Source organism: Herminiimonas fonticola (assembly GCF_040395855.1).
Taxonomy (GTDB): Bacteria; Pseudomonadota; Gammaproteobacteria; order Burkholderiales; family Burkholderiaceae_D; genus Oxalicibacterium; species Oxalicibacterium fonticola_A.
The window spans coordinates 1-19,611 of sequence record NZ_JBEBPO010000043.1 but is presented as its reverse complement, the minus strand read 5'-3'; the positions used below and the strand labels follow the sequence as shown (position 1 = coordinate 19,611).

Sequence of the window (19,611 nt, the reverse complement as noted above, 5' to 3'; positions counted from 1 at the left end):
CCGCCAAAATACAAAAGCCCGCACACGCGGGCTTTTTGTTTTTCTGAAAGAAGCAAGCCGCCTGCGTGGCTTATGCAAGCGATTCCGCGGCATGCACAACACGTAGGTAAATTTCTCTTCAGTCAGGAACAAGAGGGGTATTTACACCGCTAATCAATGGCAGTGATAACCGCCATTTTTGCGGTCATGGTGACATCCGCTACTATCAGTCCCCCCAGAGTGGGCAAAAGCGGATGCACTACCAAACGCCAACAGCATGACGATAATTATATTTTTCATTCCGGCTCCCCAATAGTATCAACACGGCGTGTTGATTGTCGGAGTATAGGTTGATTATCGGTATTCAGATTGTTTGTCGGTACGGTGAAAAGATGCTTCCTGATTTTTGACGTTACAAAAATAACTTGCAAAAGGGGCAAGGGCATCCATGCGCCGACAACTATTTTCCTTATGCAGGTCAAATCCCACAAAAAATGTCCTCTTTTCTGATGTTTGAATTTGATGAGAATGGATAACATGGCTCCACAACTATACGAAGGAGACATTTATGCTGACCCAAATCAATGCAGTGAAACAAAGGAATGAAGCATTAAAGGCTCGTGCAGAACGCTCCGCGGGTATTCATGAAGCCAGCCCTGATGAAAATGAGGGGTGGCCAAATCTATATAGTGAATCCAGTATGAAGGACAACGTCGCTGTCAGTGAGATGGATGTCGATAGCAACTAACCGAACACAATAAAAAAACCGCGCCTTTTCAAAAAGAGACGCGGTTTTTTATAACTTCTCAATTGCATTGTGCGTACGGACTAGTGCTCCATTTCATTCACACCGATTGTGTTGTCCAATTGCAGACCCTACAGTGCGAGGGCTTCCTGTTTGATTATTTTCGTCAAGCGACTTTGTAAAGATCACTCGAGTTATCCAGTTGGAAAGTGCCATCGTTTTTCTTGACGGCAGTGCGATCGGTGTCCTTGACACGATAACCGTTGAAGTCGCGCGGCAGATGGGTAAAACCATAGTCGAGATAGGTAATCCCCGGGACCAGATGTTGCAGAGTAACGGATTTGCCAGCAGCGTTCTTGACATTGATTACTTCTGTAATCTTCATGAGATCTCCTAGTGGTTGTTCACGACTTTGCAGTGATACCAGCATGAATGCGTGATACGTGGATCACTTTTATACCATCGGTTGCATTACTCGGTTTGCGTACGCGTTATTTCTGAATGTCACGCCGTATTTGTCGATGAAAATTCAACGACCGTAATAATTGCCGGAACGGCCTCCTTTGTAGTCGGGGGTCTTGTCTCCATCGCGAAATTTGTCATCTGACTGGTTCTGGCGATTTGGGCCGGTACTCCAGTTACGATTAGCGTCTGTACGATCTGGTTTGCCATCTCTATCCCGGTCGCGCTCTTTGCGATCGGGGACACCGTTGCGGTTTCTATCCTGCTCACGCTGATCGGGAATGCCATTGCGATTGCGATCGATTTCCCGATTGTCCGGTATGCCATTTCGATTACGGTCGATTTCCCTGTTATCCGGTATGCCGTTACGGTTACGGTCGTAATTGGAGTAATACGGCACTTCTTCGCGATACCAGGTTGCGCCGCCGTAGGAGCTGCCGTATGTGCGCTGCTCGACGTAATAACCGTCATCTACAGCGCATGCTGTGACTGACACTGCGGCCAGAATGAGTGTTACCAGATTTTTCATTTTGTTTTCCGTGACGGATGGTGCAGAGGAATGCTGCGGACAATTAATGCAGCTTGCTCTTTGCAATTTTCAATTCCTGGAATTGCCTGACTGTTTCCAGTATCTGCGCGAGCTCCTTCTCTGCTTCGGACTGGATCAGTTCCTTTTCGTCGATATTGAGCTGGTTATCGATAACAACCATTTCGACGCGGAAGATGTGTGGGTATTTGTCCGTTATCGCCTGCAGGAGTACATCCAGTTTTTTGCGCCCCCATGCTTCCTTGATGCGAGCAGCCAGGAATAATCTGAGGATGGTGAGACTGTTGTCTTCGCTTAGTTCCTGAATCGCGAGTGCTTCACGGCGTAGCCATTCAGGAAATTGATCGGCGCTGACAAAGCTCGGTACGGTTAAAACGGAAACGTGAAATTGTACGTTCAGGCTGTCCATCATTTTCCCCTTTCACTTGTCGTTGGCGATCCTGTGAGCGGATTATGTTTCCAGTTTATACGCACGAATGGGATTTGGGGAGGGTGCTTACATCCTTTTACTTTACGAGTACGGCAGAGAGTTTTTCCATGACGCGCGTGACATCTTCTTCGCTGGCAAAACCGATGCGCGGCCAGTTTTGCACCTTGTTGGTTTCTGTTGGTTTGCCGGTCAGATATCTGCATTCATCCAGCAAGCTGGTCAGCGCGGCAGGTGTGATGCGATAGGCGGAGGCGAGTGGCTGCACATTAAATGCGATTTCGGCGTCGTTGCCGGGCGCGAGTTCAGTGTGATAAATCGTGATGGTGCCGTTGCGCAGGAAACGGGCTCCGCCTTTGTTGACGAGCGGGCGCGGTGTACCGAAGAGATTCTTCAATGCGGTGAGTGCTTGGTTATATACGGCGTTTTCCATCTTGCATCCATTCATATGTTTTGAAACTGCTGATGCCGACATTGTAGCGCTCGGACGGTGTTCCGATTGTGCCGTTTCAGTTTTTACATTGATGAACATTTATCAGTCGTAAAGCTTGCGTAGGCCTGCGCGATATAACGCCGCAGATAGGGACGATTGAACAAGAATGAATCGACAGACTGAAAAATTCCGCTCCATATGTTGATATTAAATAAATATCCTAGAAAAAATATTCAAGACGGAAGTCAGTGTAGTGGCAATTTTGTCATGTTGATTGAATGCCATTGTATGTATTACTAAGAGAATTTTTCTCCCATGTATATGGGAGAAAAACACAACATTTGGCATTTCCGGTGCGATGTATTTTCCCTATGATCGAAAAGGAAAAATGCACATATTTTTCATGACACATTTTTTTGCAATTAGATATCACTGCGATTGAATTTTTTACACTAGAATCATTTAAAAAATAGCCGTACGGCAAGGTAGATACCGTAACGATGCAAATAAAAAATATTCAGTTTTGTAGTGGTTTCATTTCCTGAAAATATGCCCGATGGATGAACGTACGTTTACGTTCCTCAGGCAAAGAATAAGCAGAGACGCATGGAAATGTCTGATGAAACTCGATCGAGGAACATGATCAAACAGGAGTGGTTTACGAAGGCGGGACTGGGTCTCGCCCTGCTCCTGCTCGTGTTGATTTCTTTCGTGACTTTCAACAGCGTCGATCAGTTTGCGAATAGTTCGCGCCTGGTTGAGCATACGCATCTCGTCATCAAGCAAATCGATCAAGTCGTATCAGACCTGAAGGATGCCGAATCCACGCAACGTGGATATCTGATTACCGGCGATGCAATTTTTCTGGAGATGCATTACGACATTCTTGCCGAGATCCCCAATGAAATTGCCACTTTACGAGGGTTGACCTATGACAATCCTGCGCAGCGAAAATCGATTGATGTATTTGAAGACTTGACCGATAAAAAAATAAACACCTTACGTTTGGGGATTGATGCGCTGGAAGACAGGAACGCGTTTAACAGCGATGAAATCGCTGCATTGGTGGGTGGTGACGGCAGGTTGCTGATGGATCAGCTGAAAGAGCAGGGTGATCTCATGATCATGGTGGAAGAAAAATTATTGCTGCAGCGTGCGCAACAGGTTGAGGCCAAGGCGAAATCAACCAAATTGTGGATTCTATTCGGCAATTTGCTGGCGATGGCGTTGCTGCTTTCCGCTTTCTGGCTGATCCTGCTGGAAATAAGACATCGCAGAATCGCACAACGCGAAATAGAAAAAAATGCAGCGCAACTGGAGTTGACCAATAAAGAACTGGAGAGCTTCAGTTATTCGGTTTCACATGATCTGCGTTCCCCGTTACGTGCGATCGATGGTTACTCACGCATGTTTGAAGAAGATTTTGCCGATCGTCTTGACGATGAAGGACGTCGTTTGCTGGCAGTGATTCGCGTCAGCAGCAAGAAGATGGGCCAGCTGATTGATGATCTGCTGGCCTTCTCACGGATGGGGCGCAAACCGGTCGACAGCAGGAAGGTCGATATGAACGCTTTGGTTGAAGAGGTATGGGCAGAAGTGTGCGCCAGTTCCAGGACCACCTTGCCTTTGAAGAAGGCAAACTTGCCGGCGGCATGGGGTGATCACGCCTTGCTGCGGCAGGTATTGATGAATCTGCTGGCGAATGCAGTCAAGTACAGCAGCAAAAAGGCAGAACAGATAGTCGAGATCACGGCAAAACAGAACGAAGACGAAGTGGTGTACACCGTGCGCGATAACGGCGTGGGTTTTGATATGCGCTTCTATAACAAATTGTTTGGTGTTTTTCAGCGTTTGCATACCGAAAATGAATTCCCGGGAACGGGAGTCGGCCTCGCGATTGCGCAGCGTGTCATTGTGCGGCACGGCGGTCGCATCTGGGCCGAGAGTAAACCGGATGAATATACGATTTTCAATTTCAGCTTACCTAAAGAGGCCGCTGCATGAATGCTGATATGCAACCAGTTCATATTCTGCTCGCAGAAGACACACCTACCGATGCCGAGATGACGCTACGTGCACTCAAGAAGGTAGGGCTCGTCAACAACATCACCTGGGTCAAGGATGGGCAGGAGGCGCTGGATTACATTTTTCGCAAGGGTGAGTTCGCCAATCGCGTGAATGGCGATCCGACATTGATCATGCTCGATCTGAAAATGCCGAAGGTCAATGGACTGGAAGTGCTCAAGACGATCAAGACTACAGAGTCGACCAGGTTCATTCCGGTCATCATGCTGACCTCCAGTGCAGAAGAGCCGGATATCGTGCGCTGTTATGAACATGGTGTGAACAGCTACATCGTCAAACCGGTTGAGTCGGACAAGTTTTTTGAAGAAGTTTCCAAAGCAGGTTTCTATTGGGCCATCTTGAATAGAATTCCTGCAAGATAAAAGTAGAAGTCGAGGGCCGGGTCATGATCAAAATTTTGATGGTCGAAGATACGCCTACCGATGCCGAACTTGCGTTGCGTGAATTGAAGCGTAGCGGCATTCTGCACCAGGCAAGACGGGTGGAGACAGAGCAGGAGTTGCGACATGAGCTCGCAGACTTCAAGCCTGACGTCGTGTTGTCGGATTTTTCCATGCCGCATTTTGATGGATTGTCTGCGCTCAAGGTGGTACGACAGGAATTGCCGGATACGCCGTTCATCTTTGTTTCAGGCCGGATTGGCGAGGAACTGGCGATCGAATCCCTGAAACTCGGTGCGAGCGATTATGTGATCAAGACAAATCTGTCACGACTGCCGAGTGCGGTTTCCCGCGCGATGGAACATGTAGAACAAAGAGATGCACGACGTCGCATTGAAACAGAACTGCTGGAAAGCAATCTGATGTTCCGCACCTTCATGGAGAATCTTCCTGGCGCTGCCTTCATCAAGGACAAGGATGGCCGTTATCTGTACGGTAATCACGGCCTGGACAAGGCATTCAACGTTGAAAAGGGTTATTCCATCGGCAAGCTGGATACCGAATTGATTCCGCTTGACGTGGCGTACAAGCTGCGTGAAATGGAATCCCGGGTTCTGAACGCAGGTACGGCCCTGCAGGAATTGGAAGTCATGTCGATGCCGTCCGGTGTGAGCTACTGGCTGTCGACGAAATTTCCTTTGGTTGGAGAAAACAGCGAGTCGCGACATGTCGGCGGTATCGCGATCAATATCACCGAACGCATGAAGGTCGAGCAGGATTTGTTGTTGCGCACGCGTGCGATCGAAGCGTGCGTCAATCCTATCGTGATTGTGGATACCGCAACGCCGGGCATGCCGCTGATTTATGTCAATGGCGCGTTTGAGACCATCACTGGTTATTCCGCTGAAGAAGCGATAGGCCGTAATTGCAAATTCCTGCAGGGTATGGATACCGATCAGCCGGAACTGGGGAAATTGCGTGCGGCGATTCGTGAACAACGTCCGGCTTCCGTCCTGCTGCGTAATTATCACAAGGATGGCAGCATGTTCCTCAACGAGTTGTATATCGCACCGGTCAGCGATACCTCGGGCGGCGCAGTGGGTCATTTTGTCGGCGTGCTGTATGACGTGACCCAGATAAAACGCTATCAGGAGGATCTGGAGCATCAGGCCAATTACGATACGCTGACAGGCCTTGCCAATCGCAATCTGCTCAATGAACGGACGCAGCAAGCACTGATTCAGGCGCGCCGTCATGATCAGTTTCTCAGCCTGGTTTTCATCGATCTCGATAATTTCAAGCTGGTCAATGACAGTATGGGGCATGGCGCAGGCGACGAATTGATCGCCAATGTAGGCTCGCGTTTGCAAACCTGTGTGCGTGATGGCGATACCGTGGCCCGCATCGGCGGTGACGAGTTCGTGCTGCTGCTGACGAATCAGAGTGTCAATGACAGCAATGCAGGCGTCATGCAGCGTATCCAGACGGAATTGGTCAAGCCGATGTCGATACGCGGGCAGGAAATTGTCGTGACGTGCAGTATGGGTGTGGCCCGTTTTCCGGAAGATGGTGAAGATTCGGAATCACTGCTGGCCAATGCCGATACGGCCATGTATAGAGCGAAATCGAGCGGACGCAATAATTTTCAGTTTTACACAAAAGAAATGAATGCGACTTCAGGCGAGCGTCTCTCCCTGGAAAGCGATTTGTGGCATGCGTTGAAGAATGACGAGTTATTTCTGCTCTATCAGCCGCAAATCGATTTGCGCGATGACACCGTCATTGGAATGGAGGCGCTGATTCGTTGGCAGCATCCCAAGCGCGGATTGATTGCACCTATGGATTTCATCCCGATGGCCGAATGTAATGGTTTGATCATTCCGATCGGAATATGGGTACTGGAGACGGCTTGCAAACATAATTTGCGATTGCAAAAGGAAGGATTGCCGCCGATACGCGTGGCAATCAATTTATCTGCCCGTCAACTGAGCGACAAGAATTTCGTCAAGAGTGTGCAAAGCGTGATCGAAGCGACTGGCCTCGATCCGTGTTATCTGGAACTTGAAGTAACCGAAAGCATGGTGATGCACAACATTGAAGATGTGGTGGTCACCCTGAATGATTTGAACGATATGGGGATCCAATTATCGCTGGACGATTTCGGTACAGGATTTTCCAGCTTGGCCTATCTGAAGCGCTTCCCTATCGATCGCCTCAAGATTGATCAATCCTTCATTTTCAATTGCGACAACGATCCCGGCGATGCGATCATTGCACAAACCATCATCGCATTGGCCCATGGCCTGAAGATCAAGGTGATTGCGGAGGGAGTGGAAAAACCCGAGCATCTGACCTTCCTGAAGGAGAATGGTTGCGATGAAGGGCAGGGCTATTTCATCAGCAGGCCGCTGACGTTTGATGATTTGTGCGCGTTTTTAACAGCAAGGAAAAATTCTCACTAACATTTTGCTCTGCCGGAGGGCGACCCTCGTAGCCTGTATAAAGATATGACGTTGCAAAACAGCAGTTCCTTGAAAGCCGGCATTAGCCGGTTTTTTGTTTTATCTGCACAAAAGAAGTTATTTGATTTGGCTCAAATACAGTGCCGGTAACAGACGATAAAATCGTATTGGATGCCTTAACTGAACATTTTTTGGTCTGGCTAACCGGTGACGGCACCACAGGACCAGTACCCTGCCGGGAATCGAACACTGCATGCCTATGGCGGTCAGGTGCATCAGCTGAAAAATTTTGCTGTGATTTTGCTTAAACGATCTGGTTATAAGCAAATGAAAATTTCGTCATTATCGAATCGCGTTACGGAGAGTATCCTTGCAGGCAGTAGTTGCCGAGGTTTAAGGGATTCATTTATAATGAGAATAGTTCTCAAGTAGTTCCTTGTATGTGCAGACGAAACATCTCCTTGCGGGAGATCAGACGGATAGTCTGATATCAACGATAGTGAAGTCCCGGCTGGTAAAATACGCGCTCCTTTCCTTTCGGAAATTAGGCATTACACACGGCATGCGTACATGGTTTGCCTGCTTGTCCGTAATAAACGGCAATTTGATATTTAGGATGTATTGATTTTATGGCTGCATTTGAAACTGTTCGCATACTGAGTGTTCATCACTGGAACGACACGCTGTTTTCTTTTACCACCACCCGGGAACCAAGTTTTCGCTTTGAAAGCGGCCACTTCGTCATGATAGGTTTGCCTATCGATGGAAAAAATGTGCTGCGCGCATACAGTATTGCCAGCCCATCGTGGGCAGAACATCTGGAATTCCTGTCGATCAAGGTACAGGAAGGCGCGTTGACCAAGCACCTGCAGAACATGAAAGTAGGCGACGAACTGCTGGTCGGTCGCAAGCCAACCGGCACGCTGGTGATCTCCGATCTGTTGCCGGCCAAGCGTCTGTTCCTGTTCGGCAGCGGCACCGGCCTTGCGCCTTTCATGAGTATTATTCGTGACCCGGATACCTACGAGCGTTTCGATCAAGTCATTCTGGTGCATGGCGTACGACTGACCAGCGAACTGGCATACCGTGAATACATCAACACGGAATTGCTGGAGATCGATGGCCTGGGCGAAGAGATTGCAGCCAAATTGCTGTATTACCCGACCGTGACACGCGAACCCTTCATGTATGAAGGACGCATCACGACGGCGATCGAAAGCGGCAAAATGTGTGAGGATCTTGGCATCCCGCCGCTGGATCCACTGACTGATCGTGCGATGATTTGCGGCAGCCCGGACATGTTGAAAGACACTGCCGCGCGACTGGATCATCTGGGTTTTGAAGTTTCTGCCGGCATCGGCCAGCCTGGCGACTACGTGATTGAACGTGCGTTTGTGGATCGCGGCTGATCGAACAGATTCAAAAATAGAGATATTGCTGTCGCATGTGTTGCGACGGAATTGAATCAGGAAATGGCGTCGATGTTTGTCTGAACATCGACGCCATTGTTGTATCCGGCCGAAGGTGTGTGCATATTGCCCCTCACGTCCTGCCAGCGCTGCGGGAAATATCTTCTTCACAATTCTTTACCTTGCAGAAGCAGGGATTGTCTTGATAAACATGGGTGGACTCGTTTATCGTTATTACCTGCGAAACGTTTTACTAACGTCGCCAGCCATTCCACCGCCTCAGCAGGATAGCCAGCCAGTTACTTGAGGCATGCATGGATTGCCGGCGCTTGAAGTGCCCGCCTTGTATGTCGTTAATGTGATGTGATCGTGCTTGCGATTCCATGTGCCTGATTGAATAACAACCTACATTCTGAATGCCCTGTCCATGAAGTCTTCCTCATCCTTCCTCTCCACCTTGCGCCGACGTGCCTTGCATCGTTATACCTTGCTGGCATTGTTGATTGTGCTGCTCGCTGCTGCCGGCTATTGGGGGTGGCACAAGTTTTATGCAAAAAAAGATCCACGTGAAATTTATCAGGTGGCCGAAGTGCAGCGTGGCGATATTCAGGATCTGGTGACGGCGACGGGCACTGTGCAGCCGCTTGAATATGTGGATGTGGGTGCGCAGGTATCCGGTCAGTTGAAGAAGTTGCACATCGAAGTCGGTTCAGTGGTGAAAGAAGGCGATCTTCTGGCCGAGATCGATCCGACCGTGTTCCGTGCAACGGTAGATGCAAGACGTGCAGGCTTGCGTAATCAGCAGGCAACCATGAAGGAGCGGGAATCGGCATTGGCACTGGCCAACCTGCAATACACACGGCAGAAGAATCTGATGGCAGCCGATGCCACCACTGCGGAAACGCTGCAAATTGCGGAAGCGACGCTACGTGCAGCCAAGGCACAGATCGATGCACTGCAGGCGCAGATCGAACAGACGCAATCGACTTTGCGTGCCGATGAAGCCAATCTCAATTACGCAAAAATCTATGCGCCGATGACGGGGACGGTTGTGTCACTGACGGCGCGTCAGGGCCAGACATTGAATGCCAATCAAAATGCGCCAACCATTTTGCGAATTGCCGATCTGTCGACAATGACGGTGCAGACGCAAGTATCGGAAGCGGAAGTCGGTAAATTGAGCAAGGGCATGGAAGTGTATTTCACCACGCTGGGGAGCCAGGGGCGTCGCTGGTATGGCGCCTTGCGCAAGATCGAACCTACACCGACCGTCACCAATAATGTGGTGTTGTACAACGCACTATTTGATGTGCCAAATAATAACCAGGCCTTGATGCCGAACATGACGACGCAGGTTTTCTTTATTGCAGCGACAGCGAAAGATGTGTTGCTGGTGCCGACTTCTGCAGTGACCACTACGCGCGGCTCGGGTAATACCGGCGGCAAGCGTGAACGTGGTGATAGTGCGGGCAAGTCGACAGGTGAAAAAACAACCGATGCCAAAACAGGCAAGGATGCAGCAAACAAAGATGCAACAAGCAAAGCGGCAGGTGCAAATGATAAAAAAGCCGGCGAGCAGTCGGGCAATGATGCATTGACAAGCATGACGCAGGAAGAGCGTCGTGCGGCATTTGAAAAAATGTCGCCGGAAGAACGCGCAGCGATGCGTGAAAAACGTCGTGCCATGCGCGATGCTGAAGGAAAATCCGGCGACTCGGCGCTGGCGCAAAGCGACAAGGCTGCGGTTGATGACAAATCCAAAACGGCGAGCACAAAATCTGCTGCCGCAGACAAGATCGATCCGCTCGCTGCCACGTCAAATATAGGCAGCCCGCCGATCAATTCTGCAGCTTCCACTAGTGGCTTTGCCGAACAAAGCACAACGCGCACACCACGCAGCGGCACGGTGAAAGTCATCGATAAGGATGGAAAAGTCGAACAACGCAAAGTGGAACTGGGTGTCAGCAATCGCGTGCAGATGCAAGTAGTCAGCGGTTTGGCCGAGGGCGACACCGTCATCATCGGCATCAAACTGCCGCCATCCGCTAAACGCACGCAGGCAGCCGGACCGCCAGGCATGGGTGGTGCTGGCGCGGTACGGGGTCGTTAATGAACAAGGAAATCGATCTGGCCACCGTGCCAGCCGGTGAACGCGATGCTACTGAGACGCCGCTGATCGAGCTGCGCGGTGTGACCAAGACCTATCGTAACGGCGGGCTTGAAGTTGAAGTGCTGCATGGCATCGACCTGAAAATCTATGAGGGCGAGTTTGTGGCCATCATGGGTGCATCGGGTTCCGGTAAATCCACGCTGATGAATATTCTCGGTTGCCTGGATAGGCCAACCACCGGGCACTATTACTTCATGGGACGCGATGTTTCAGACTTCGGGCGTGATGAGCGCGCACTGTTGCGACGTGACGATTTCGGCTTTGTATTTCAAAGTTATAACCTGATCGCTTCGGCCAGCGCAGCAGAGAACGTTGAAGTTCCGGCGATGTATTCCGGACTGCCGCCGGCCGAACGCCACGCACGTGCACAGGCATTGTTGACCGAGCTGGGTCTGGCCGACCGCTCGCATCACAGGCCCAATCAATTGTCCGGCGGACAGCAGCAGCGCGTGTCGATTTCACGTGCATTGATGAATGGTGGCCGGATTATTCTGGCCGATGAACCGACCGGCGCGCTGGATAGCAAGAGCGGCCAGGATGTGATGAAGCTGCTGGCTGATCTGTCGTCACGCGGTCACACGGTGCTGCTGATTACGCATGCAAAGGAAGTTGCCGATCACGCGCAGCGTTTGATCGAAATCAAGGACGGCCACATTCTGTCCGATCCCGGCCCGGCCCATCCGTCGCCGATGCAAACGGATTTTGTCAGGCCGGTGGTGGCAGGAGTGGGCTCGCGGCTGACCGACATGCTGGAAGCGGCAAAGATGGCGCTGCGCTCATTGCGCGCGAATTTTTTCCGTTCGGTGCTGACCTTGCTCGGTATCGTGATCGGCGTTGCGTCGGTGATTGCGATGCTGGCGATAGGCGATGGCGCCAAGGCGGAAGTCGTGGAGCGTATCAGCGCCATGGGCTCCAATCTGCTGCTGGTGCGACCGGGTGCGCCGAATCAACGCGGTTTCAACAGTACGGCGACACTGGTGGTCGATGACGTCAAAGCCATAGACGAACTGCCGAACGTGCTGGCTGCGGTGCCCGAGCAAAGTAGCAGCGTCACACTGCGTTTCGGCACCTCGGATACCTCTACCAGCGTGACCGGTACCTCGGCAAAATTCCCGCTCGCGCGGCAATGGCCGGTGGCGCAGGGCACATTCTTCAGTGAAGATGACGAAACGAATTATGCGGCTGTCGCCGTGTTGGGAAAAACCACAGCGACAGCCCTGTTTGGCGACAGTAATCCGATCGGCGAATTCGTACTGATCAACAATCTGTTGTTCCAGGTAGTCGGCATCATGTCGGAGCGCGGTGCATCACCGATGGGTTCGGATCAGGACGATGTGGTGTTCGTGCCGTATTCGACCAGCAGCCTGCGTTTGTCGGGACAGCGTTATTTGCGTAACGTCACCGTGGCTGTAGAGAATGTGGATCGTATCGACGATACGCAGGAAGAAGTCGACAAACTGCTGCTGGAACGGCACGGTACCGTCGATTACCAGATTCGTAATATGGCCTCGATCATGGAGGCGATGGAACAGACGCAAAATACGCTGACTATCCTGCTCGGTTCGATTGCCGCCATTTCATTGCTGGTTGGCGGTATCGGCGTGATGAATATCATGCTGGTGTCGGTCACCGAGCGGACGCGCGAGATCGGTATACGCATGGCGACCGGTGCACGCGAGAGCAATATCATGCAGCAATTCCTGATTGAGGCGGTGGTGGTGTCTGCGATAGGCGGTGCCATCGGCGTCGTGTTTGGTTTGACGACTGCAGCCGTGATCTCCGCGTTCGGTACGCCGATCAAATATTCCGCAGCACCTGTACTGCTCGCCTTTGGATGTGCGTTCATGACGGGTTTGGTGTTCGGTTACTTGCCAGCTAAAAAGGCAGCGCAACTCGATCCTGTGGTCGCGTTGTCAGCAGAATGAAATGAATTCCATGACTTCACGTTTTAATTTCCGTCGTACCCGTCTTGCACTTGCAGTGGCAGTCGTGTTTGCAGTGAGCGGATGTGCGCATAACATCGACACCAGCAAGCCGAATGTAGAGATTCCCGCCACGTGGGCAGAGGCGGCGCCTGCAGGTATTGAATTGCAACGCGACTGGTGGCGCGGCTTCGACTCGAACGAACTGTCTGCATTGATAGACCAATCGCTGACCGGCAGCCCGGACTTGATCATTGCGGCAGAGCGCGTAATACAGGCTGAAATTACCGCACGCAGTGCCGGCGCGTCGCTGTTTCCCTTGCTGACTGTGAGCGCGGGAACGGATACAGGCCAGGTCAAACCGGGCCCGACGGGCAGCGGCTGGGCCAGAAGCGAATCAACCGGCGTCGCGCTGAGTGTCAATTATGAAGTCGATGTGTGGGGACGCGTGGCAGCCACTACGCGCAGTGCAGATGCTTCATTGAACGCCAGCCGCTACGATCTGGAAACGGTGCGCCTTACCCTGACGACCGGTGTCGCCAATGCCTACTTCCAGACGCTGGCCTTGCGCATGCAATTGCAGGTAGCGCAGGACAATCTGGCGATTGCAGAAAAACTTTTTTCAATAGTCGAAGCCCGCTATCGTTATGGTGCGGCTTCGGCACTGGATGTCAGCCGTCAGCGCAGCACGGTGCTGGCACAGCGCGCCACCATCTTGCCTCTGCAGGTACAGGAACGGCAAACGGTCAGTGCCCTGGCGATTTTGCTGGGTCGTCAGCCGCAGGCCTTGCAGGTTGCGGCACAAAGTCTGGACACGCTTGTCATACCGGAAGTCAGCGCAGGTTTGCCTTCAACATTGATTACGCGCCGTCCCGATGTCGCCAGTGTCGAGGCGCAACTGCTGGCAGGTTCTGCCAATGTAGCGGCTGCGCGTGCAGCATTGCTGCCGACGATTTCATTGACGGGAAGTGCGGGTAACGCCAGCGCTGCTTTACTGACGCTGGGCAATCCTGCCTACAGCATAGGTATTGCAGCATCGATAGTACAAACGCTATTCGACGGCAACAGTTTGCGCTTGCGGGTGGAAACCAGCGAATCCACGCGGCGCCAATTGGCGGAAAGTTATCGCCGTACTGTGTATACCGCATTGAAAGAAGTGGACGATGCGCTTGGCAATGCAACGCGCAATCGCGAGCAGGAACAGGCGCAGATAGAAATTCGGAAAGAAGCACAGCGTGCGCTCAGTTTGTCCGAGTTGCGCTATCGCGAAGGGGCGGACGATCTGAACAGTCTGCTCGATGCGCAACGTACCTTGTTCACGGCTGAGGATAAATTGACGCAATTGAAGTTGCTGCGTCTGACCGGCACTACCGATGTCTTCAAGGCCTTGGGCGGAGGCTGGAGCAAGGCGCAAACCGAACAGCAATAAACGGAATGAAGGAAGGCATCCTTCATTCTTTTTGCTTCATCAGGCTGACTGCAATGCAGGTCGTTGCACCACGCGATAAATCGTTCCCAGTATCAAGGTCACTGCCAGGCTAGGCAAGGCCGAGCCGACCTGTGGCCAGAGAATAGGGCAGAGGTGGAACGCGGCAATACCGATCAGCCAGATGACAACCGGCACGGTGTTGACGGCTTTGTCGCTGGCACGCCCTTGCATCGCCAATTGCGAAATCACGACGCCGAACAAGGGTACGAAGACCGAGCTCAGCAACAGTAAAAACGGTTCCAGTCCGTGCATGGGCAGAATCAGTGCACATCCCGTAGCCAGCAAAGCCAGTGCTATCCCCCAGAAGCGCACAGTGAATTTTCCATGCAGGAAGTTGAGTGCGACCGAACCTGAATAGACGTCGCCATAGGCATTGTCCATTTCATCGATCAGGATCAGGCCAAGCGCAATCAAGCCGCCTTGCGCCAACAGCAGGGTCGCCATCAGATCGGCGCCGGGAGTCGTGGTGCTGACGATCAGCACACCCAATGCATGACACCAGATATTTGCAATCGCAAAACCCAGCCAGGTGCCACGGAAGGTGCTGGCGCCAGCCTTGCCGTAACGCGCGAAATCCGCCACCAGCGGCAGCCATGAAACCGGCATGGCCATCACGAGGTCGATGCCGGCCAGTGTGCTCATCGAACCGTCACCGCCCCTGTTCCAGATTGCATCCAGTCCTTGTGCCTGTGCCTTCATGAAGAATTGCCAGGTCAGCCAGATCAGCGACAGGATGACGAGCGGCAGTCCGAAGCGCCCGACGAATTTGCGCACCAGTCCTATCATGGAGCCGGTTGCCAGGGCGACCAGCAACAGTCCCCAGAACATTGCCGTCAGATACGGTACCCATGCGGCGTCGATACCGGTAATATTTTTGATGAGCGCACTGGTGCCATCGCGCATGACGACCAGTTCAAATGCGCTCCAGCCTATCAGCTGGATCACGTTCAGAATGACCGGCAACTTGGCGAAGGAAGTACCCAGCGTTTGGCACATCAGGACGGGGCTCGATAGTCCGCGTTCAAAACCGATGTAAGCCACCCACGCCAGCAAGGCCGCGCCCAGCGAGGAGCCGACCAGGATGGCGAACAGGGCGGTTTGCGTGCCGAGTGCGGTGCCGAGAAATGCGCCTATCTGCATCACCAGCAGGCCAACGCCGAGGCTGAACCACAAGGCCATGTGGTCGCGGAACGAGAACACTCTGTCCGCAGACGGAATCGGTACAAACGCAGGATTGGAAGCAGCAGCGATTGCTGCAGGTGTGGTGTCTGGCAAAGCCATCATCGTCTTTCAAAATGAATGGCAGGTCAGCGGATACCATGCCTATGAATGGCGATGGATTGCATGCTTTCCTGCGCGAGGATTACCTCAATCAGGTTCAACGGGTATTTCTCACCCGCGCATATTTTTCCGCGCAGGACCCCGAGCCGAGAGTGTTAACTGGGCGCTACTTTGAGCCAAAAATTAGTTATAGGCAAGCCCATACGCGGATTTGGCTACGCATCTAGCGCCAGACATTGGGACGGGAAGAGGGGAAGTGCGGAAAGAAGTGCCGGAAGAAAGAGTCGGGCTGCACGGTAAAAACCGGAGGGGGAGCAGCCCGACGAAAATACAAATTACTGTATGAAAACACAGTATATCCGGGCGCGCATGAAAAGTCACGTGCAGATTCCGAGATTGAAAAATCCACGAAACCATAAAAAACGGGAGCAACCTCAGTTGCTCCCGCTGTGTTGCCAGTTTCAATATTTTCTGTCTTTTACAGACCAAGTCGTACGCTGGCTTCATTCATTGTCAAGGGATTCCACGCTACAAAGCCGGTCATGCCGATTGCAGCCAAGGCATTTTTGCCATTTTCGTTGTCCGACAAGGTCAATAACAAAGCCTTGATTTTTTCTCTATCGGAATCGCTGAGTTTTTTCGATGCGAGGAACTGCTTGACCGGAATCGGTTTGGTTTCTGCAAGAATGCGACCGCCTTTGGCAACCCAATCTCGGGCGACGCCAATAGAGCCAGTGACACCGGCGTCAACAAAGCCGTTATCGATCATGAATGGCACAGCGTCCTGATAGCGGGTGGCAGTATAGGATTTTTCCGGTTGCTGGAAATTCAGTTCACGCAGATTGGCAGTGAACATGACAGTGGTAATCGAATCTATCGACGGTACGCCGATTTTTTTACCACGCAGATCCTGCATCGATTTCAGTGGGGATGCATTGGATACAAGGACGTGCGCGCGATAGCCGGTAAATCCTTTGGCTGTTGCGAGTCCTTCGTAGCCATTCTTTTTGACTGCACGCAAACCGATATGTGCTGCGTGAATGAAGGCGATATCAAATTTGTTTTCCGCCAGGCCTTTTGCAAAACCTGCGCTGTCTATGCTTTGCAGTTTTACATTTTGCTTGAGTTCTTTTGAAAGCAATTGCAACAGTGGTTTGTAACGTTCGCTGGCCGGGCCACCGTCCTGATAAGTGACGCCTTCGTTAATCGCGAGAACAAGATCTTGTGCCGAAACAGAATTGATGCTGGTTGCCAGTAGAGTCAGTGCTAGAAGTGAAGGGAATTTCATACGCTTTCTTGATTGAGGATGTTGAGAAATTTTTGAATGAACGAATACCCGAGGAATGGGGTATTGCCTGGATCAAAGCTGGGGACGAAAAAAACGCATTGCAGCAAGCAATGCGTTGGATGAGCAGCGCTTGATAAGCGCGCTTGTTGTTTTTACAGGCCGAGACGGGCCGTTGCTTCCGCCATTACTTGGCCATTCCAGGGAACAAAACCTGTCATGCTGATTTTGGAAAGTGCATTTCTGCCGGCATCGTTTTCCGACAAGGCCAGTAACAGGGCTTTGAGTTTTTCTCTGTCGGATTCGCTGAGTTTTTTCGATGCGAGGAATTGCTTGATTGGAACCGGTTTGGTTTCTGCGAGTATGCGGCCGCCTTTGGCGACCCATGCTTGCGCCACTTTGCCGGAACCGGTGACGCCTGCATCGACAAAGCCGTTTTCAATCATGAACGGCACGGCATCCTGATAGCGGGTTGCGGTAAATGCTTTTTCCGGTTGCGGGAAATTCAGTTCGCGCAGATTGGCGGTGAACATCACGGTAGTGATCGATTCCAGCGATGGCACACCGATTTTCTTGCCGCGTAAATCCTGCATCGATTTCAATGGCGAAGTATTGGCCACCATCACGCGTGCACGGTAGTCGGTAAAACCCTTGGCGGTGACCAGACCTTCATAGCCATTTTTTTTGACTGCCACCAGGCCGACATGCGCAGGATGGATAAATGCCAGGTCATATTTTCCTTCGGCCAAACCTTTTTCAAATACGGCGTATTTATCCACGCTTTGCAGCTTGATGTTCTGTTTCAATTCTTTCGACAGTAATTGAAGCAGCGGTTTGTAGCGCTCGCTGGCCGGGCCTCCGTCTTGATAAGTCACACCTTCGTTTATGGCGAGAACAAGTTCTTGCGCTGAAGCGGAATTGATTCCGGCGGCCAGCACAGTCATGGCCACAAAAGATGTGAATTTCATAAGGGTCGCTCCGATTAGAATATTTTTTTGAGGTAACTAATTGTAAAGTGAATGGTACATTAAGCGATGAAAAGGAAAGGAATTTTCTTGTTTTCGGTGACAAAAACCCACAACAATTTATTTGAATTACGCTAACGATATTCCCTCTGTACGTTGGCGAACAAACAATTCTGCCTTGCTGCGTGACAATCATTACTGTCTGTGGTGCGCAAGGCAGAGCAGCCATACTTTACGGGCGAAATAAGGCGATCCTTCATTTCTGAACGTTATTTCTTAAAGTGAGATCATCATGCAAATCCGTACCTTTTTATTCATCATTATTCTGGGTGCGATAGGCGCTCTTGCAGCATTGAACTGGGAAGCCTTCAATACGCCGACCGCATTATGGCTGGGAGTGACAACCGTGCAGGCGTCGCTGGGACTGGTCATGCTGGGCTTAACCGCGCTATTGACGCTTTTTTTCCTCGCCGTGATCATTTCCCTGCAATCCTCGGTATTGCTGGAGGCGCGTCGCCACGCCAAGGAATTGCAAGTCCATCGCGAGCGGGCGGATCAGGCCGAGGCTTCGCGCTTCATTGAATTGCGCCGCCTGGTGGAAGCGGAAATGCAGTCTGTCGGACAGCAAAATCTTGAACTGCGCGGTGCATTACTGGACCGGATGGAGCGGCTGCAAGGCGGCATCGCACTGGCGATTGAGGAATCGGGTAATACGGTCGCTGCTCATATAGGCGAACTGGAAGACAGGCTGGAGCGTGGGACGAATGTAGAGACGCCGAACCGGCTCGCGTAAAGCGGTTGCAAGCTGGATGCATTTAATTTCCATGTAGAAACACATGAACAGGTAATCGAGGAGACATCGGTTAAACTACCGGATTGCAATTATTCCGGGGCTCGTCATGGCAAAAGCCAGGCAAACCGATACAAAGGTCATTATTCTTGGTAGCGCCCTGGCGATCGTATTGGTCGGTATTGTGGCCGGATGGCTTTATATTTCGTATATTGCACGCCCGGTAGCAACTGCCTCCTTCGCAAGCTTTGGTCCTGTGGTGGTGCGCAGCTCGGAATTTTCAATCAGGGCGACGATTGCAGTGCAAACGCGAAATGAAGATGCGGGCTGGGTAAAAAAACACAAAAAGGAACTGGATTTTGCATTGCAGGCTGCGCTGGGCAATGTCGATGCGCAACGTGTGCGGACTCCGGAGGGAGTGACATATGTGCAGGAAATGTTGCGAGATGCAGCGAATAAAGCACTTAATACCACTAATATCCAGGAAGTTCTGCTGACTGACTTTATCGTGCAGGGGCCGTGATGTTGCGTGTGAGCTTACGGACGCACCGTTTGATGGATAGAATCAAAGACAATTTTCAGTATGAGTAACACAGACAATTTGCCCAAGCAGGGCCGCGATGTACTTCGGCCTGACTCGCCTTGCGCCGGTTATTGCTCGACCTCGCATGGAGATGAAATCTGCAAGGGTTGCGGCCGGACCTTCGACGAGGTGATCAACTGGATTATTTACGATGACGCGGAAAAAGCCGCAGTCTGGGCCAGGCTGGAAGCGGCGGG

Annotated in this window: 19 protein-coding genes and 1 riboswitch; of the genes, 11 read left to right on the top strand and 8 right to left on the bottom strand. The window is 51.6% G+C overall.

The genetic code is table 11. The annotated features are described in order from the left end of the window. Nucleotides 1-153 precede the first annotated feature (153 nt). Nucleotides 154-258, bottom strand: a complete 105-nt coding sequence (locus ABWP27_RS07415; RefSeq protein ID WP_353155284.1) for a YHYH domain-containing protein — start codon at nucleotides 256-258, stop codon at nucleotides 154-156. Nucleotides 259-547: 289 nt separating this feature from the next. Between ABWP27_RS07415 and ABWP27_RS07410 the strand changes: the two genes are divergently transcribed. Continuing rightward, nucleotides 548-727: a hypothetical protein gene (locus ABWP27_RS07410; protein WP_353155282.1), complete on the top strand. Its 180-nt coding sequence runs from the start codon at nucleotides 548-550 to the stop codon at nucleotides 725-727. Between the two features lie 163 nt (nucleotides 728-890). Here ABWP27_RS07410 and ABWP27_RS07405 read toward each other — a convergent pair whose 3' ends face one another. The 4 genes from ABWP27_RS07405 to ABWP27_RS07390 all read right to left on the bottom strand — a co-directional run bounded on the left by ABWP27_RS07405 (nucleotide 891) and on the right by ABWP27_RS07390 (nucleotide 2,593). Next, complete coding sequence (locus ABWP27_RS07405; RefSeq protein WP_353155281.1) at nucleotides 891-1,109, bottom strand: hypothetical protein; 219 nt, start codon at nucleotides 1,107-1,109, stop codon at nucleotides 891-893. Between the two features lie 144 nt (nucleotides 1,110-1,253). Further along, the gene (locus ABWP27_RS07400; protein WP_353155279.1) at nucleotides 1,254-1,715 is read right to left on the bottom strand and encodes a hypothetical protein; all 462 of its coding nucleotides are present in this window, start codon (nucleotides 1,713-1,715) and stop codon (nucleotides 1,254-1,256) included. A gap of 43 nt (nucleotides 1,716-1,758) precedes the next feature. After that, nucleotides 1,759-2,142 carry a hypothetical protein gene (locus ABWP27_RS07395; protein ID WP_353155277.1) on the bottom strand — a complete coding sequence of 128 codons (384 nt, stop codon included), beginning with the start codon at nucleotides 2,140-2,142 and terminating at the stop codon, nucleotides 1,759-1,761. Between the two features lie 97 nt (nucleotides 2,143-2,239). Then, entirely contained in the window at nucleotides 2,240-2,593 is a 354-nt protein-coding gene (locus ABWP27_RS07390) for a hypothetical protein (RefSeq protein ID WP_353155275.1), read from the bottom strand. A 606-nt stretch (nucleotides 2,594-3,199) separates the two neighbouring features. Between ABWP27_RS07390 and ABWP27_RS07385 the strand changes: the two genes are divergently transcribed. The 7 genes from ABWP27_RS07385 (at nucleotide 3,200) to ABWP27_RS07355 (ending at nucleotide 14,450) form a co-directional block, all read left to right on the top strand. After that, nucleotides 3,200-4,597, top strand: coding sequence for a sensor histidine kinase (locus ABWP27_RS07385; protein ID WP_353155273.1), 1,398 nt, complete (start codon nucleotides 3,200-3,202; stop codon nucleotides 4,595-4,597). A gap of 8 nt (nucleotides 4,598-4,605) precedes the next feature. After that, complete coding sequence (locus tag ABWP27_RS07380; RefSeq protein ID WP_353155271.1) at nucleotides 4,606-5,040, top strand: response regulator; 435 nt, start codon at nucleotides 4,606-4,608, stop codon at nucleotides 5,038-5,040. Between the two features lie 23 nt (nucleotides 5,041-5,063). Beyond that, the gene (locus ABWP27_RS07375; RefSeq protein WP_353155269.1) at nucleotides 5,064-7,520 is read left to right on the top strand and encodes an EAL domain-containing protein; all 2,457 of its coding nucleotides are present in this window, start codon (nucleotides 5,064-5,066) and stop codon (nucleotides 7,518-7,520) included. Between the two features lie 629 nt (nucleotides 7,521-8,149). Then, nucleotides 8,150-8,929: a ferredoxin--NADP reductase gene (locus ABWP27_RS07370; RefSeq protein ID WP_353155267.1), complete on the top strand. Its 780-nt coding sequence runs from the start codon at nucleotides 8,150-8,152 to the stop codon at nucleotides 8,927-8,929. Between the two features lie 427 nt (nucleotides 8,930-9,356). After that, nucleotides 9,357-11,039, top strand: coding sequence for an efflux RND transporter periplasmic adaptor subunit (locus ABWP27_RS07365; protein WP_353155265.1), 1,683 nt, complete (start codon nucleotides 9,357-9,359; stop codon nucleotides 11,037-11,039). Then, a complete protein-coding gene (locus tag ABWP27_RS07360; RefSeq protein ID WP_353155263.1) occupies nucleotides 11,039-13,024 on the top strand; it encodes a MacB family efflux pump subunit in 1,986 nt (661 codons plus the stop codon). The genes ABWP27_RS07365 and ABWP27_RS07360 overlap by 1 nt, the downstream gene beginning before the upstream one ends. Nucleotides 13,025-13,034: 10 nt before the next feature. Then, complete coding sequence (locus ABWP27_RS07355; RefSeq protein WP_353155261.1) at nucleotides 13,035-14,450, top strand: efflux transporter outer membrane subunit; 1,416 nt, start codon at nucleotides 13,035-13,037, stop codon at nucleotides 14,448-14,450. A gap of 39 nt (nucleotides 14,451-14,489) precedes the next feature. On the opposite strand, the gene ABWP27_RS07350 is transcribed toward ABWP27_RS07355, so the two are convergent. The 3 genes from ABWP27_RS07350 to ABWP27_RS07340 form a co-directional block, all read right to left on the bottom strand. Beyond that, nucleotides 14,490-15,791, bottom strand: coding sequence for a purine-cytosine permease family protein (locus ABWP27_RS07350; RefSeq protein ID WP_353155259.1), 1,302 nt, complete (start codon nucleotides 15,789-15,791; stop codon nucleotides 14,490-14,492). Nucleotides 15,792-15,842: 51 nt separating this feature from the next. Next, a riboswitch (TPP riboswitch) is annotated at nucleotides 15,843-15,945 on the bottom strand. A gap of 324 nt (nucleotides 15,946-16,269) precedes the next feature. After that, on the bottom strand, nucleotides 16,270-17,079 hold the full coding sequence (locus tag ABWP27_RS07345) for a phosphate/phosphite/phosphonate ABC transporter substrate-binding protein (RefSeq protein ID WP_353155257.1): 810 nt from the start codon (nucleotides 17,077-17,079) through the stop codon (nucleotides 16,270-16,272). 152 nt (nucleotides 17,080-17,231) lie between these two features. Beyond that, entirely contained in the window at nucleotides 17,232-18,044 is an 813-nt protein-coding gene (locus ABWP27_RS07340; RefSeq protein WP_353155255.1) for a phosphate/phosphite/phosphonate ABC transporter substrate-binding protein, read from the bottom strand. Between the two features lie 289 nt (nucleotides 18,045-18,333). On the opposite strand from ABWP27_RS07340, the gene ABWP27_RS07335 reads away from it, so the two are divergent. From ABWP27_RS07335 to ABWP27_RS07325, 3 genes are all read left to right on the top strand, one after another. Then, entirely contained in the window at nucleotides 18,334-18,834 is a 501-nt protein-coding gene (locus ABWP27_RS07335) for a LapA family protein (protein WP_353155253.1), read from the top strand. A gap of 106 nt (nucleotides 18,835-18,940) precedes the next feature. After that, nucleotides 18,941-19,354: a flagellar basal body-associated FliL family protein gene (locus ABWP27_RS07330; RefSeq protein ID WP_353155252.1), complete on the top strand. Its 414-nt coding sequence runs from the start codon at nucleotides 18,941-18,943 to the stop codon at nucleotides 19,352-19,354. 60 nt (nucleotides 19,355-19,414) lie between these two features. After that, nucleotides 19,415-19,611 (top strand): DUF1289 domain-containing protein (locus ABWP27_RS07325; protein WP_353155250.1); only part of this gene is annotated, 197 nt, incomplete at its 3' end.

Bases quoted from the DNA above. Each gene is read 5' to 3' on its own strand.
- ABWP27_RS07415 (WP_353155284.1), bottom strand. From the start codon at position 258: ATGCTGTTGGCGTTTGGTAGTGCATCCGCTTTTGCCCACTCTGGGGGG.
- ABWP27_RS07410 (WP_353155282.1), top strand. From the start codon at position 548: ATGCTGACCCAAATCAATGCAGTGAAACAAAGGAATGAAGCATTAAAG.
- ABWP27_RS07405 (WP_353155281.1), bottom strand. From the start codon at position 1,109: ATGAAGATTACAGAAGTAATCAATGTCAAGAACGCTGCTGGCAAATCC.
- ABWP27_RS07400 (WP_353155279.1), bottom strand. From the start codon at position 1,715: ATGAAAAATCTGGTAACACTCATTCTGGCCGCAGTGTCAGTCACAGCA.
- ABWP27_RS07395 (WP_353155277.1), bottom strand. From the start codon at position 2,142: ATGGACAGCCTGAACGTACAATTTCACGTTTCCGTTTTAACCGTACCG.
- ABWP27_RS07390 (WP_353155275.1), bottom strand. From the start codon at position 2,593: ATGGAAAACGCCGTATATAACCAAGCACTCACCGCATTGAAGAATCTC.
- ABWP27_RS07385 (WP_353155273.1), top strand. From the start codon at position 3,200: ATGGAAATGTCTGATGAAACTCGATCGAGGAACATGATCAAACAGGAG.
- ABWP27_RS07380 (WP_353155271.1), top strand. From the start codon at position 4,606: ATGCAACCAGTTCATATTCTGCTCGCAGAAGACACACCTACCGATGCC.
- ABWP27_RS07375 (WP_353155269.1), top strand. From the start codon at position 5,064: ATGATCAAAATTTTGATGGTCGAAGATACGCCTACCGATGCCGAACTT.
- ABWP27_RS07370 (WP_353155267.1), top strand. From the start codon at position 8,150: ATGGCTGCATTTGAAACTGTTCGCATACTGAGTGTTCATCACTGGAAC.
- ABWP27_RS07365 (WP_353155265.1), top strand. From the start codon at position 9,357: ATGAAGTCTTCCTCATCCTTCCTCTCCACCTTGCGCCGACGTGCCTTG.
- ABWP27_RS07360 (WP_353155263.1), top strand. From the start codon at position 11,039: ATGAACAAGGAAATCGATCTGGCCACCGTGCCAGCCGGTGAACGCGAT.
- ABWP27_RS07355 (WP_353155261.1), top strand. From the start codon at position 13,035: ATGACTTCACGTTTTAATTTCCGTCGTACCCGTCTTGCACTTGCAGTG.
- ABWP27_RS07350 (WP_353155259.1), bottom strand. From the start codon at position 15,791: ATGGCTTTGCCAGACACCACACCTGCAGCAATCGCTGCTGCTTCCAAT.
- ABWP27_RS07345 (WP_353155257.1), bottom strand. From the start codon at position 17,079: ATGAAATTCCCTTCACTTCTAGCACTGACTCTACTGGCAACCAGCATC.
- ABWP27_RS07340 (WP_353155255.1), bottom strand. From the start codon at position 18,044: ATGAAATTCACATCTTTTGTGGCCATGACTGTGCTGGCCGCCGGAATC.
- ABWP27_RS07335 (WP_353155253.1), top strand. From the start codon at position 18,334: ATGCAAATCCGTACCTTTTTATTCATCATTATTCTGGGTGCGATAGGC.
- ABWP27_RS07330 (WP_353155252.1), top strand. From the start codon at position 18,941: ATGGCAAAAGCCAGGCAAACCGATACAAAGGTCATTATTCTTGGTAGC.